At 71.7% G+C, this 14,353-nt stretch carries 9 protein-coding genes; 2 read left to right on the top strand and 7 right to left on the bottom strand.

Annotated elements, in window-relative coordinates:
- Positions 1-35: 35 nt before the first annotated feature.
- The 3 genes from ABZ915_RS12540 to ABZ915_RS12530 are packed head-to-tail and all read right to left on the bottom strand — an operon-like array spanning position 36 to position 5,549.
- The gene (locus tag ABZ915_RS12540; RefSeq protein ID WP_361800162.1) at positions 36-2,906 is read right to left on the bottom strand and encodes a stealth conserved region 3 domain-containing protein; all 2,871 of its coding nucleotides are present in this window, start codon (positions 2,904-2,906) and stop codon (positions 36-38) included.
- A gap of 10 nt (positions 2,907-2,916) precedes the next feature.
- On the bottom strand, positions 2,917-3,861 hold the full coding sequence (locus ABZ915_RS12535) for a hypothetical protein (protein WP_361800159.1): 945 nt from the start codon (positions 3,859-3,861) through the stop codon (positions 2,917-2,919).
- Entirely contained in the window at positions 3,858-5,549 is a 1,692-nt protein-coding gene (locus tag ABZ915_RS12530) for a stealth family protein (RefSeq protein WP_361800982.1), read from the bottom strand. The genes ABZ915_RS12535 and ABZ915_RS12530 overlap by 4 nt, the downstream gene beginning before the upstream one ends.
- A 543-nt stretch (positions 5,550-6,092) precedes the next feature.
- On the opposite strand from ABZ915_RS12530, the gene ABZ915_RS12525 reads away from it, so the two are divergent.
- Positions 6,093-7,211 carry an LCP family protein gene (locus ABZ915_RS12525; RefSeq protein ID WP_361800156.1) on the top strand — a complete coding sequence of 373 codons (1,119 nt, stop codon included), beginning with the start codon at positions 6,093-6,095 and terminating at the stop codon, positions 7,209-7,211.
- A gap of 26 nt (positions 7,212-7,237) precedes the next feature.
- Here ABZ915_RS12525 and ABZ915_RS12520 read toward each other — a convergent pair whose 3' ends face one another.
- On the bottom strand, positions 7,238-8,254 hold the full coding sequence (locus ABZ915_RS12520; RefSeq protein ID WP_361800153.1) for a hypothetical protein: 1,017 nt from the start codon (positions 8,252-8,254) through the stop codon (positions 7,238-7,240).
- A gap of 76 nt (positions 8,255-8,330) precedes the next feature.
- Between ABZ915_RS12520 and ABZ915_RS12515 the strand changes: the two genes are divergently transcribed.
- Entirely contained in the window at positions 8,331-8,711 is a 381-nt protein-coding gene (locus tag ABZ915_RS12515) for an NTP pyrophosphohydrolase (RefSeq protein ID WP_361800150.1), read from the top strand.
- A gap of 41 nt (positions 8,712-8,752) precedes the next feature.
- On the opposite strand, the gene ABZ915_RS12510 is transcribed toward ABZ915_RS12515, so the two are convergent.
- From ABZ915_RS12510 to dxs, 3 genes are all read right to left on the bottom strand, one after another.
- Positions 8,753-10,201, bottom strand: coding sequence for a glycosyltransferase family 39 protein (locus ABZ915_RS12510; protein WP_361800147.1), 1,449 nt, complete (start codon positions 10,199-10,201; stop codon positions 8,753-8,755).
- Positions 10,202-10,283: 82 nt separating this feature from the next.
- Positions 10,284-11,804: an amino acid permease gene (locus ABZ915_RS12505; RefSeq protein WP_361800144.1), complete on the bottom strand. Its 1,521-nt coding sequence runs from the start codon at positions 11,802-11,804 to the stop codon at positions 10,284-10,286.
- Between the two features lie 141 nt (positions 11,805-11,945).
- On the bottom strand, positions 11,946-13,874 hold the full coding sequence (gene dxs, locus ABZ915_RS12500) for a 1-deoxy-D-xylulose-5-phosphate synthase (protein WP_361800141.1): 1,929 nt from the start codon (positions 13,872-13,874) through the stop codon (positions 11,946-11,948).
- Positions 13,875-14,353: the final 479 nt, after the last annotated feature.

Genomic DNA, 14,353 nt, shown 5'->3' with positions numbered 1-14,353 from the left:
GGTCCCGTCGGGTTCCACGGTCCGGTCGGGGAGGGTCACAGCGGCCATCCGGGCAGATAGCCGGCGTGGGCGCGCCGGTTGCGCACGGATCCCGTCTCGAACTGGCTCGCCACCGGGAAGTAGCTCGGCAGGAAGGCCGCGAGGATGGCGTCCTGCTCCTCCTCCGACACGTCACCGTCGTGGTAGTCGTTGAGGCAGAACACGTCGTGGGGGCGCGCGGTCAGGATCCGGTTCAGCCGCGGACCGTGCTCGACGAGCCCGACGTTGACGAATCCGCAGGAGATGCTGCCGGGCACGCTGCGCCGGGTGAAGTAGCCGTAGTAGTGGTGCAGTGACGAGGCGACCGACACGTCGGTGCGGCTGCGCAACTGGGCGCGCGCCGTGGCCGCCATCTCCTCGGCGTAGTCGCGCTCGATGTCGGCGAGCACGCTGCGCCGCAGCGGATAGGGGGCGTGCAGGAACGCGTGTGTCAGCGTCTGCCCGAAGGACCGCTCGATCAGGCCCCGGTTGTTCTTCGCGGCGGTGATGTTGAACTCGTCCTCTTCCGAGATCGGGGACATCGGCACGGCCGTGGGCGACAGGAAGTGCTTGGCCTGCCCGTTGCCCAGGAAGAACATGCCGGGCTGGACGGTCCGCCCGAGGAGCATGTCGTCGTTGAAGTAGAGGAAGTGCTCGGCCAGCCCCTCGATGTAGTGCAACTGGCTCTCGATGGCGTGCGAGTTGTACGTGGGCAGCGCTCCGCGGTCGCCGAAGATCTCGGTGTGGTCGATGACGCGCACCCGGGGGTGGGACTCGTCCAGCCAGTGCGGGACCTGCCGGTCGGTGACGATGTAGATGTTCCGGATCCACGGGGCGTACATGTCGATGGACCGCAGGGAGTAGCGCAGTTCGTCGCGGTCGCGGAAGCGGGCGGCACTGGTGGCCGAGTCCTGGGTGTCCATGCCCCGGGCGGCCAGGACCGCGTTCTTCCGCTCCAGCCAGTCGACGTCGGCGCCGTTCACCCAGGTGTAGACGGCGTCCACGGGGAAGTCGACATCGCCGACGATCGTCTGGTTGAAGGCCACGAGCGTGGGGTAGTCGCGGCCTCCCAGGGGCATCGTGCTGCGCCGCATGGCGCTGTGCGGGACCCGGTCGCCGATCAGGGTCCGGGTGGGGGCCGTGAGGTGGTCCCCGTCGTCCGGCTCGTCCTCCCAGAAGGTGATCGTGCAGCCGTAGACCGCGCCGAGACGCAGTGTGCGGGACGGGGAGACGACGCTCTGGTACACGCGGATGCCCGAGCAGGGGGTGGCCGAGTAGTCGCCCAGCAGAGCCACGAGGCCGGTCGCGATCGTCTTCTGGCCCTCGCTGAGCACGGAGGCGTAGACGGGTTCGTCCGCGTAGCGGTCGGCGAGCGTCTTGAAGACGGCCTCGCGGTGGTCCGCGTGCACGGCGACCGTGTGCCGCACCATGCGGTCGCGTACGACCATGTACGGGATGCCCGCGCCTTCCAGGGCGTTCGCGGCCAGCGCGAGGTTCGCCTGGACCACGTCCCACGGGGACTCCCACTCCAGCTGCCGGCACACCTGGCCGCCGTCGTGCACCAGGCCCCGCCGCGCCAGCAGGCGCTGCTCCAGCGCGCGCTGGCCGCTCGTGCGGACCGAGCCGGGGGGCGCGGGCGCGGCTTTCGGCAGCGCTCCGTCCGGACCGCTGAGGTAGACGTGGACCGCCTGGCGTTCCGCCTTCGCCGGGTCGCGCCGCCCGCTCTCCCGTTCCGCCACGAGCTCGTGGAAGAGCCGCTCCCAGTGGGAGGTCACCACGGCGGGCGAGAACCGGTTCGCGGAGGCGAGGGCCGCCGCGCCCATCCGGTGGCGCAGCTCGGAGTCCTCGATCAGCGATATCAGCGCGGAGGCCAGCGCGTCGGTGTCGCCGGAGGGGACCAGGAGGCCGGTCCGGCCGTCGATCACCACTTCCCGCGGGCCGTTGGGCGCGTCGTAGGAGACGACCGGGACGCCCGCCGCCTGCGCCTCCGCGAGCACCAGCCCGAACGCCTCGGTGCGGGAGGTGAGCAGGGCGATGCTGGCCTTGGCCCACTCCTCCGTCAGATAGCGCGAGTTGCTGTTGAGCTGCACGCAGTCGTGCAGGCCGAGCATGTCGATCTGCCGGCGCAGGGCACCGCTGAGCGGCCCGTCCCCGAAGATGCGCAGCTGCCAGTCGGGGTGGGCCGTCGCCACCTTCGCCCAGGCGGTGAGGGCGTGGTCGATCTGCTTCTCCGCGACGAGCCGGCCGGCGATGACGACGGTCCGGGTCTCCAGGGTCGACCGGGGCCGGAACCCGCCGGGCAGGGCGTTGGGCACCACCTCCAGGCGGGGAGCGGTCGCGCCGAGGGTCTCGGCGAACCAGTCCCGGGTCCGCTCGCTCAGCACGGCCAGCGCGTCCAGCCGGGCGGCGTACCGCAGCAGCGGTTCGCCGGTGGGGCCGCGCAGCTCGGAGACCCGGTGCTCCTGGTGCACGGTGATCACCCGGGCCGGGGCGAGCCGGACCGCCAGTGCCAGCAGCGCCGGTGTCGTGCTGATCAGGACGTCGGTGTCGGTCTGCTGGAGGGCGAGTTCGAGTTCGACGTCGCTGAGCCGGCTGAACGCGGGCTCCCAGGACCGGTCGACGATGTCGCTGGGCAGGGCGGCCAGAGCGGACCACACCGTGTCGTCCACGGTGCTCGGCCGCAGTGGCCGGGGCCGGTCGTCGGTGAGGTCGACCAGGTGGTCGACGCGGACCCGTTCGCCGGGCTGGAAGAACTGCTCGGCCTCGGTCTTGAAGACGCTGAGGACGCGGACGTCGTGCCGGGCGGCGAGTTCGGCCGCCTGGTTGAACACGGCCCGTTCGGTGCCGCCGACGGCATCGGCCGTGGTCAGCAGGAATGTGATTTTCACTTCTCGGGGTTCAGTCTGCCTCGGGCATGCGCGTGCAGGTGACGCGGAGGTTGCCTGCGGGGGTGTAGCGCGGTTGGACGATCATCGGGGTGCGGCCGGCCGGGGTCATGGCCATGCTGCGCATGGCGAAGACACGCCGCGGGTTGCGGACGTCGTGGAGCCGTCTGCCGAGCCGCAGCGGCGGCCCGGTCTCCTGGCACAGCACGACGTCCCAGTGCTCGGGTCTGGAGGAGCGCGGCTCCATCCCGTCCAGCGGCACCTCGGTGCGGTAGGTGTCCGGCCCCAGCGGGTGGACGGGCTGCCGGATCCGGCGTCCGGCGGCGACGAACTCGGCCCACGGGGTGTCCACCCGGGTGCCCAGCACCCGGAAGTCCACCGCGACCCCGGCATGGGACATGTGCACCTTGGCCACCTCGACGGCCGGCTTCGGGGCCGAGCTGACGATCCGGGCGGCGCCGGTGACCGTGCGCCCGACGCGGTGGCGTGCGCCGGTGACCGGGGAGGCCTCCATGGGCCTGGTCGGGCCCTCGTACGGCACCGGCGGCTCGAGGAGCAGCAGGGCCACGGACCGCTTGCGGGGCCCGGTGTACGTGCGCAGCCGCAGCTTCCACCGTCCGGGGCCGGCGGGTACGCCGCCGAGTTCCGCTCCCATGAGGATCGCGGCGTCCATGAGGAGTTCGCCGTCCGGGCCCTGGTACACGTGTGCCTCGGCGAGATGCCGTACGCGGCCGCGGCACAGTACGACGTCGGCGCGGTCGGGCAGCCGGGTGGAGCGGGGCAGCGCGGCGTGCAGGTTGACCGTCTGGCCGTCGAGGACGGCCGCGTACCGCAGGCGCGCGGTGCGGCCCTGGCGCAGCGGTACGAACAGGCGCAGCATCAGCCACCGGCGCAGGGCGGCGAGCCGGCTGCGCGGTCGGTGCGGCTCGGTGGCGGGGATCGCCGTGGAGGTGGTCATACCTGGGCACCGTCCAGCTCCGCCGCCGGGGCCACCCGCGGTGCGGGGATGCCGGTGGCGCGCTCGTAGGGGCTCGGCACGGGGAAGTAGGCGTTCAGGAAGTCCGCGACCATCCGGTCCTGGGCCACCGGGTCGGCGGCCGTCACGGTGTCGTTCATGCAGAAGGTGTCGTGGTTGCGCCTGGCGAGCAGGGTGTTGAGACGGCGCTGGGCCAGGTCGTCCGCGAGGTCGATGTACTGGTACCGGATGTCCCCGGCGGTCGCGCGTGCCGAGTGGTACGCGTAGTAGTGGTACAGCGAGGAGACGACGGGTACGTCGTTCGGCGACCGGAAGCGGGAGTGCTGGGTGACCCGGTGCGCGTGCGCGTAGACCTGCTCGATCTCCGTCAGGACGCTGCGGCGCAGGGCGTGCGGGGTGTGCTTCATCTTCTGGGAGATGACGGTGCCGAACTGCTGGGCGATGAGTCCCCGGCTGTTCTTGCCGGCGGCGTTGACCGGCAGGTCCGTGGAGTCGGCGCGGCCCGAGGGGATCAGCGCGTTCGACCGGAAGGACTTGGACAGCCCGTTGGGGTGGAAGAACTTCCCGGGCTGCACGGGCCGGCCGAGGAAGACGTCGTCGTTCAGGTAGAGGAAGTGCTCGGAGAGTTCCGGGATGTGGTGCAACTGGCTCTCGATCGCGTGGGAGTTGAACGTCGGCAGCGCGGCCGGGTCCGAGAAGATCTCGCTGTGGTCGACCACCCTGATCCCGGGGAAGGCGGTGTCGAGCCAGGAGGGCACCTGCCCCGCCGTGACGAGGAAGACGGTCCGGACCCAGGGCGCGTACTGGTGGAGCGACCGCAGCGAGTACCGCAGTTCGTCACGGCTGACGTAGCGCGAGTCGTTCGCCGCCTGCTCGTGCAGTGCGTCGTCACCGGTGCCCCGTTCGAGCACCCGCCGGGTCGCCTCCTTGCGGGCGCGCCAGAGGGGGTCGGAGTCGTCGACCCAGGTGTAGACGACGTCGATCGGGAAGAGGTGGTCGTCGGGCAGGGCGGCGGCGAACTCCGGCAGGGTGCGGGCCTGTCCGGTGGTGTACATGGCCGGCACTGTGCTGAATCGTTTCTGCTCGACCCGGCAGCGGCCCGCGTCCACCGGGACCTCGGCCACCACGCGGTTCGGGCGGGGCGCCACGAGCCGGCCCTCCCGCTCGGCCCAGAACTCGATGTCACAGCCGGACTCCCGGCCGAAGACCAGGCTCCCGGTGGGGTCGCAGACGTTCCACGCGATACGCAGCACGGAATGCGCGCGCAGGGCACGCCAGCCGGCCGCCGAGGCGCCCGGCCGCACCGGGCCCGGGGAGGCACCGCCGACGTAGCCGGGGTGGTGCCCGCAGGCGGTCCGCAGGATGTCCTCCACATCGGACCGCAGGCGCTCGGGCACCGCCACGCAGGGGTGGGCCGACGAGGTGCCGCGCACACAGAAGTAGTCGATCCCGGCCTCTTCCAGCAGGGTGACCAGGATGTGCAGGTTCCGCGCCCGAGCGGCCCAGGCGGTGATCCCGGGCACCTCGACGGCCCAGCGGTGCCTGCCGTCGGCGCGTACGACCCGCAGCGGACCGGCGGGAGTGTGCCGGACGCCGGAGCGGCGCCCGTTGCCGAGCGCCCCTGCCACCAGGGTGGAACGCACGGAGTCGGCGACGGTCAGCGAGCGCATCACCGCGGTGCGCAGCGGGCTCGGCACCCGCCGGACGATCTGACGCCGGGCTCCGACCGGCACGAGCGACCGGTACGTCGACACGAGCGCGCTCGCCTCGGGATTGTTCGCACTCAACTGACTTCCGCACCATCCACGTCCATGCGGCAGCAGGCTGCCGGACCCGGCTGTCGAGCCGCCGCCCGAGGCGCACACGACCACAGCCACCCCCCTTGCTTCTCACCGGTCGAGGACAGGTGAGCCCCCACGGTCGCGCGACCCCCCTCATCCCCAGGCCCGAGTGCGCGACCGCCGGAACACTCCGGACAAAGCCGATAGGTTCCATGCAACAATAGTTTAACCTTCAAGACCGCGCATATCTTCACCGTACATTCACTTGGCTGTCAACCGAGCGTCCACATGGCGAAAAACAGACGTGCGCCGGGTCTATAGTTCGGGCACGCCACGGCGTCAGAGCCGCGCAGGCCCGGTCCCTCCCCCACTCGTGCCCTGCTCACGTGCGAACCACGGCATCGAACAGGTGAGTTGAGGAAGGAACCGGTCATGACGCATGCCCCGACGGAGCCGGGCACCGGCAGCGGATCGAGACATGAGCCGGCCGACACCCCGGCCGACACCCCGGCCGGCCCGCCGCCGCGTCGCCGCCGGCGCGTCGCGCGCTGGATCGCGGGCTGTGCCGTGGTGCTGATCACGGCCACGGGCGCGACGGGCTACTGGCTCTACAGCGAGCTCGACTCCAACATCAAGGGTGTCGACCTCGACCGGGCCATCGGCGACGACCGGCCGCCGAAGCTGCCGACGTCCGGTCAGAACCTGCTGGTCCTAGGCTCGGACTCACGGGCCGGCGCCAACGCCGCGCTCGGCACGGGCCATGTGTCCGGGGCGCGTTCGGACACCGCGCTGGTCGTCCACATACCCGAGGGCCGCACGCGGGCCGTCGCGGTCAGCATTCCCCGAGACACCCTGGTGACCCGCCCCGAGTGCACCGGACGGGACGGGACGAAGCTGGCCGGGGCGAAGCGCGTGATGTTCAACTCCGTCTACTCGCTGGCCGGTCCGGCCTGTGTCGTCAAGACGGTGGAGCAGCTGTCCGGGGTGCGGATGGACCACTTCGTGGAGATCGACTTCGCGGGCTTCAAGGGGCTCGTCGACGCGATAGGCGGCGTGCCGGTCACCGTCGGCCAGGACATCCACGACACCTCCAGCGGCCTCGACATCACCGCCGGCACCCACCGGCTGAACGGCACCCAGGCCCTTCAGTTCGTCCGCACCCGGCACGGCATCGGAGACGGCAGCGACCTCGGACGCATCGGGCTCCAGCAGAAGTTCCTGACGGCGCTGCTCACCGAGATCAAGCACCAGGACCTGCTGGGCAGCCCCGCCAAGGCCTACACCATCGCCGACGAACTCACCGCGTCGCTGACCACCGACTCCCGGCTCGCCTCCCTCACCAAGCTCGCCGAGTTCGGCCGCAGCGTGAACGGCATCGACCCGGCCGGCATGGAGACGATCATGCTCCCGGTGCGCTACGACACCCAGGACCCCAACCGGGTCGTGGCCGCCCAGCCCCAGGCGGACCGGCTGTGGCGGGCGCTGCGGACGGACGGGACGATCCCCGCGTCGGCGCGGAAGTCCCCGGCCCGGGGCGGCCGCACCCCCTGAGAGCCTGCTTCCGGGCTCCGGCCGGTTCAGAGCTGCCGCCATGCCTCCAGCGCCAGCCCCGGCTCCTCCTTGCGGCGGGTGAGGAGGAGTTGGCCGGTGGAGGGGGACAACGTTGCCGCGACCACCCGGTCGGCGGCGTCAACCGCGAGGGACACCAGCGCGTCGACGGGAAGCCGTGGACCCGACTCCGTCCACCAGGCGCCGGCCGACTCCTCCTGCGTGGGATACGCGGCGAACGCCACCCGGCCGCTCGCCGAACGCTGGGCCAGCAGCGTGCAGTCGTGCCCGTCGAGGTCGCAGCGGACCGCGGCGACCGGCCCGGACCCGGCCGAGGGCAGCAGGGTGACGGGCTTGCCGCCGGGGCGCCAGGCGCGCAGATCGCCCGCGTCGTCGGTGTAGAAGACGGTGGTGCTCTCCGCGGAGGTGGCCAGCGCCCGGAGGGTGCCGGGCCGGACCGCGGCCTCCACCGCCTCCTCCAGGACCGGCTGCGCCCCGGCGTCCTCCTGGCGCCAGCGCAGGATGCCGCCCGGGACGGCCGCGTACGCCTCCACCCGCCCGGACTCCCCCGTCACCGCCACCGGACCACCCTGGACGTCCCGCCCCTTCAGGTCGCGCCAGGACTCCCAGCCGCCCTTCTCCTTCTGGGCGAGCAGGCTCACCCCGCCGCCCTTGTTGCGTACGAAGACATGGGCGCGGCCCCGTGCGTCGACCGCGACGGCGGGCGTGCCGGTGCGCTCGCCCTTCTTGTCGGGATGGCCGACGGGGCTCCAGTCCAGGGCGGCCAGGAGCGGGCGGAAGTGCGTGGAGTGCACGAGGCCCGACTCGCCCTTGGCGGTGGGCCGCCAGGAGACCAGATGGGCGTAGCCGTCGGCGCCCTGACCGACGGCGAGGACGGGGTGCAGCTTCTGGTCGCCGCCCACCGTGCGCGGTGCGGCCCAGGGACCGCCGGGCGCGCGCTCCGCCCGGCACAGGACGGCGTCACCGGACGGGAGGTAGACGCTGAGGCGGCCGTCTCTGCCGCGTAGGAGCCAGTCGCCGTTCACCTGTTCACTTTAAGCCGGGGCGGCCGGCCGTCGTGGACCGGCCCTCGCCGGGCGGTGGCCGTGGGACCCTGGTCACATGGAAGCGGAAGCCCCCGTGCTGGTGATCGTCGACGCCGCGAATGTCGTCGGATCAGTGCCCGACGGCTGGTGGCGGGACCGGAAGGGGGCCACCGAACGGCTGCGGGACCGGCTGGCCGATCAGGGGCTGCCCGGCCGTCCGAGCCCGGTGGAGATCCTGCTGGTGGTCGAGGGGGCGGCCCGTGGCGTGGAGTCCGTGCCCGGGGTACGGGTGGACTCGGCGCCCGGAAGCGGCGACGACCGGATCGTCGAGCTGGTCGCGCAGGAGCCCCACCGCCCCAGGCTGGTCGTCACGGCCGACCGGGAACTGAGGGCCCGGGTCACCGAGTTGGGAGCGGAGGTGACGGGCCCGCGGACGGTGCTCGGCGGGCCCGTCTGACCGTTCCCGTCGTGCGCGGCCGGCCCCGGCCGGGACCCGCGCTACTCCCCCGTCACCCTGGCGTACAGCACCGCCCCGTCCACCTTCTGCACCGGCTCGTAGCGTGCCGCCAGCAGACGTTCGAGGCTCGGTACACGGTCGGGGGCGTACGGCAGGCCGCGGGAGTCGTCGACCACCAGGGCCGGGGCGTGGGCGGTCAGCTCCGCGCGGAAGACCGGCCAGGCACCCGCGACGGCGTACTTCTCGCCGACCTGGGGGCCGTCCCGGCCGCCGCTGTAGTTGGTGAGGAGGCCGGCGGTGAGGTAGCGGCTGGCGGGGGTGCGGTCGGCGAGCCAGTACGTCTCCGGGTGTATGCCCCACAGCAGGACGCGGTCGGCGGGCCCGGTGCGCTGGGCGACGGCGGCGGCGAGGCGCTGGGCGTGGGCGAGCTCGGGGCGGGGCGCGAGCAGGCCCCAGGTGAGGAACAGGGCGCAGCAGCAGGCCGAGGTGAGGACGGCGGCGGTCAGCCGTTCACGGGGCAGGAGCCGCAGCGCGGCCGTCGCCGACAGGACGAGCGGCGGCATGAGTTGCAGGTAGTAGTGGCCGAAGAAGTGGAAGCCGAGTACCACCGCCACCACCGAGGAGGCCGCCCACAGCCACAGGTCCGCCGGTCCCGTACGGGCCATGCGCCTCGCCCGCACCACGGGCGGGACCAGGCCCGCGCAGGCCACGCCCAGGATCGCCGTGTTGGTCAGGCCCCGCACGAGGACGTGGAGTTCGGAGCCGGTGAAGGAGGCGTACGCCCCCGAGCCGGTGACCGTCCAGAACAGGAAGCCCGCGGGGTCGGTGACCAGGGCGGCACCCAGTACCGGCAGGGTCAGTCCGGCGGCGAGCCGCGGCAGCGCGGTGCGCGGGGCGCCGTACCGGAGCAGCAGCCAGGCCACCGGCACCAGCACCGCCCCGCCGGTCTGCTTGGCGAGGAAGGCGCCGGCGACGGCCAGCCCGGCGGCGCCCCAGCGCCGGCGGTCCGCGCACCACATGGCGGCGGCCGTGCAGGGCAGCATGAACACCTCGAAGCCGGCGGCCTGCGCGTCCTCGGGGTTGAGCCCGACGGAGACCAGCAGGTACAGCACTCCGGCGGTACGGCCGGCCCGGTCGCCCCAGCGCCGCCGGGCCAGTGAGGCCAGCAGTGCCGCGGTGAGCAGCTGCGCGAGGACCGCGAGCACCCGCACGGGGGTGAGCGTCGCGGAGCCGTGGACCGCGAAGGCGGCCTCGTACAGCCACGGCACGAGCGGCGGCTTGCGGTCCACGACCGTCTCGTACAGCCGGCCGCCGTGCGCCAGTATCCGGGCCTGTACGGCGAGATAGCCCTCGTCCGGGTTCCACAGCGGCCGGGCGAAGGAGGGGATCCTGGTGACGCAGGCCAGCGCCGCCAGCAGGGGCAGCAGCCGCGTCCAGTACCCCGGACGGGTGGCTGCGGACCGTGGTGGGGCGAACGGCGCGGCGACCATGCACCGCACGCTATCCGGCCCCACGGCCTCCGACGGAGCGGGACATACGGGACAGGTCCGTACGGGAGTGACTAGGCGTCGGTCACGGCGTGTTCCCGTTCGGGTGCGTGACCTCCTCGACGGTGGTCTCCTCGTTCCGTCCGAGGCGGCTGTGCGAGCGGCTGTAGAGGAAGTACACGACGAAGCCGATCACCATCCAGATGGCGAACCGGAGCCAGGTCTCGGCCGGCAGGTTCAGCATCAGCCACAGTGACGCGAGTACCGACAGGATCGGGAGGAAGGGCACCATCGGGGTCCGGAAGGACCTCGGCAGGTCGGGGCGGGTCCGACGCAGGATGATCACGCTGATCGCGACGACGATGAAGGCGAAGAGCGTGCCGATGTTCACCAGCTCGGCGAGCTCGCTGAGGCTGGTGAACCCCGCGACGACCGCGATGACCACGCCGAGCAGGATGGTCGGCCGGTAGGGGGTACGGAACCTCGGATGGGTGTGGGAGAAGAACCGGGGCAGCAGTCCGTCACGGCTCATCGCGAAGAAGATCCGGGACTGGCCGAGCAGCAGGATCATGCAGACGGTGGTCAGCCCGATGGCGGCGCCGAAGCTGATGAGTCCCGCGTACCACGGGTGCCCGGTGGCCTTGAACGCGTCGGCGAGCGGCGCGTCCACGGAGAGCGCGCTGTACTTCTGCATGCCGGTCACGACGATCGACACGGCGACGTACAGCGCGGTGCAGATGATCAGGGAGCCGAGAATGCCGCGCGGGACGTCGCGCTGCGGGTTGCGCGTCTCCTCGGCGGCGGTGGCCACGACGTCGAAGCCGATGAACGCGAAGAACACGACCGACGCCGCGGTGAAGATGCCCATCACGCCGAAGTTGGAGGGCGCCCAGCCGAACATCAGCTGGATGAGCGGTGCTTTGAGGTTGCCGCCCGCCGCCACGGGCTGCGACTTCGGGATGAACGGGTGGTAGTTGGAGCTGTTGATGAAGAAGGCACCCGCGATGATGACGACGAGGACGACGGCCACCTTGATGGCGACGACGACCGAGGTGACCCGCGCGGAGAGTTTCATGCCGAGGACGAGGATGGCGGTGAGCACCAGCACGAGGGCGGCGGCGAGGATGTCGAAGCCGAAACCGGGGTTGGTGTCCCTGCCGCTGAGCACCGCCGGCAGCTGCCAGCCGGCGTTGTCCAGCAGCGAGTGGATGTAGCCGGACCAGCCGACGGCGACCACCGCCGTACCGAGCGCCAGCTCCAGCACCAGGTCCCAGCCGATGATCCAGGCGGGGAGCTCGCCGAGCGAGGCGTAGGAGAAGGTGTAGGCGGAGCCCGCGACCGGCACCGTGGAGGCGAACTCCGCGTAGCAGAGGGCGGCGAGCGCGCAGACGACGCCGGCCGCGACGAAGGCCAGGGAGACGGCGGGGCCCGCGGTGTTCTTGGCCGCGGCGCCGGTCAGGACGAAGATGCCGGTGCCGATGATGACACCGACGCCGAAGACGGTGAGGTCGAGCGAGGACAGCGACTTCCTGAGCGCGTGTTCGGGTTCCTCCGTGTCGAGGATCGACTGTTCGACCTTCTTCGTACGGAAGAGGGTGCTGGCCACGGGTCTACCTCCCACACGCTCGTCGTCCTCGACATGATCGAGAGGGCTGGGGATGCGTATGCCCCGGCACAGGCAGGTTCACGCAAAAGAGCCGGTTCCGCCACCGGGAAGAGTGGGGGAACCGGCCCTTGGCCATGGCTTCTAGTCGCGCGCGGGCTGCACCGAGTCGACCTCGGTGGCCGGGCGGTCGAACCTGCCGTCCAGCTTGGCGACCAGACCGGTGACCTGGCGGGCGATGTCGGGGGCGGTCAGCCCGATCTCGGTCATCACCTCGGCACGGGAGGCGTGGTCGAGGAAGCGCGGCGGGATGCCGAAGTCGCGCAGCGGCACGTCGACGCCGGCGTCCCGCAGGGCCTGGGCGACGGCCGAGCCGACGCCGCCCGCGCGGCTGTTGTCCTCGACGGTGACGACCACGCGGTGCCGCTCGGCGAGCGGGGCCATGGCCTCGTCGACGGGCTTGACCCAGCGTGGGTCGACGACGGTGGTCGAGATGCCCTGCCGGTCGAGCAGGCCGGCGATCTCCAGGCACATGGGGGCCAGGGCGCCGACGGAGACGAGCAGTACGTCGGGCCGGTCGGTGCCGGGCTCGCGCAGCACGTCCATGCCGCCGACGCGGCCGACGGCCGGAACGGCGGGGCCGACCGCGCCCTTGGAGAAGCGGACCACGGTCGGCGCGTCCGTGACCTCGACGGCCTCTCGCAGCTGGGCGCGCACCTGGTCGGCGTCGCGCGGCGCGGCCAGCCGGAGCCCCGGCACGACCTGGAGGATCGACATGTCCCACATGCCGTTGTGCGAGGCACCGTCGGTGCCGGTGACACCGGCCCGGTCCAGTACGAACGTCACACCGCACTTGTGCAGGGCGACATCCATCAGCACCTGGTCGAAGGCACGGTTGAGGAAGGTGGCGTACACCGCGAAGACCGGGTGCAGACCGCCGGTGGCGAGGCCGGCGGCGGACACCGCGCCGTGCTGCTCGGCGATGCCGACGTCGTACACCCGCTCGGGGAAGGCCTTGGCGAACTTGTCGAGGCCGACGGGCTGGAGCATCGCGGCCGTGATGGCGACGATGTCCCTCCGCTCCTCGCCCAGCTTGACCATCTCCTCGCCGAAGACCGAGGTCCAGTCGGCGCCGGAGCTGGCGATCGGCAGACCGGTGTCCGGGTGGATCTTGCCGACGGCGTGGAAGCGGTCGGCCTCGTCCTGGAGGGCGGGCTGGTAGCCGCGGCCCTTCTCGGTGAGGCAGTGCACGATCACCGGGCCGCCGAAACGCTTGGCCCGCGCCAGCGCCGACTCCAGCGCCTCGATGTCGTGGCCGTCGATCGGGCCGACGTACTTCAGCCCGAGGTCCTCGAACATGCCCTGCGGGGCGATGAAGTCCTTGAGCCCCTTCTTGGCGCCGTGCAGCGTCTCGTACAGCGGCTTTCCGACGACCGGGGTGCGGTCGAGGATCTCCTTCGTCCGGGCGAGGAAACGCTCGTAGCCGTCGGTCGTGCGCAGCGTGGCCAGGTGGTTGGCGAGACCGCCGATGGTCGGTGCGTACGACCGCTCGTTGTCGTTGACGACGATGACGAGCGGGCGGTCCTTGGCCTCGGCGATGTTGTTGAGCGCCTCCCAGGCCATGCCGCCGGTCAGCGCGCCGTCACCGATGACCGCGACGACGTGACTGTCGCGTTCGAGGAGCTGGTTGGCCTTCGCGAGGCCGTCGGCCCAGCCGAGCACGGTCGAGGCGTGGCTGTTCTCGATGACGTCGTGCTCGGACTCGGCCTGCGAGGGGTAGCCCGACAGGCCGCCCTTCATCTTCAGCCTGGAGAAGTCCTGCCGGCCCGTGAGCAGCTTGTGCACGTAGGACTGGTGTCCGGTGTCCCACAGCACCTTGTCCTTCGGGGATTCGAAGACACGGTGCAGGGCGATGGTGAGCTCCACCACGCCCAGGTTGGGGCCGAGGTGGCCGCCGGTCTTGGAGACGGCGTCGACGAGGAAGGTCCGGATCTCCTCTGCCAGCTGGTCCAGCTGCTCCAGGCTGAGCCGGTCCAGATCGCGCGGTCCCCTGATGCGGGTCAGCAGCGGCACCCGTGCCTCCTTGCAGTAAAAGCTGATCGAGCTGTTGCCGGGCTCGTCGAGTCTAATGTTCCGATGTTGCACACGGCGTCCGGGCGGTGCGTGATGCGTCACGCGATCGGCGGTACCCACCTGACGCGCCCCCAAGACACGCCAGTGCCCGGCACCTTGAAGGCACCGGGCAACGAGAGCGCCCCAAGGGCGGCGGGACGGTGCCGATATACGACGAAATGCCCGGGACAGTCAGAGCACCCCAAAGGGGGCACGGGACTGTACGGATATGCGGCTCCGCCGCGCGGGCACAACCACACTCGGCATCCACAGCACGCCCAAAGGGGCGCGGGGCTGCACCGAAATGCGACTCCGCCGCGCCGGCGCGACCACAGGGCCCGAGCAACCACAGCGCACCCCAAAAGACCACGTGCCGGAATCGCCATGCACCGCCGCCACGTGAGCGCAACCACGCTCGACAACCACAGCACGCCCAAAGG

Origin of the sequence: Streptomyces sp. NPDC046915 (assembly GCF_040644935.1) — a bacterium.
Lineage (GTDB): Bacteria > Actinomycetota > Actinomycetes > Streptomycetales > Streptomycetaceae > Streptomyces.
The sequence above is the reverse complement of the archived record's forward strand: the minus strand, read 5'-3'. Positions and strand labels throughout refer to the sequence as shown.

Coding starts and splice junctions, on each gene's coding strand:
- ABZ915_RS12535 (WP_361800159.1), bottom strand. CDS start 3,861: ATGACCACCTCCACGGCGATCCCCGCCACCGAGCCGCACCGACCGCGC.
- ABZ915_RS12530 (WP_361800982.1), bottom strand. CDS start 5,549: ATGCGCTCGCTGACCGTCGCCGACTCCGTGCGTTCCACCCTGGTGGCA.
- ABZ915_RS12525 (WP_361800156.1), top strand. CDS start 6,093: ATGACGCATGCCCCGACGGAGCCGGGCACCGGCAGCGGATCGAGACAT.
- ABZ915_RS12515 (WP_361800150.1), top strand. CDS start 8,331: ATGGAAGCGGAAGCCCCCGTGCTGGTGATCGTCGACGCCGCGAATGTC.
- ABZ915_RS12510 (WP_361800147.1), bottom strand. CDS start 10,201: ATGGTCGCCGCGCCGTTCGCCCCACCACGGTCCGCAGCCACCCGTCCG.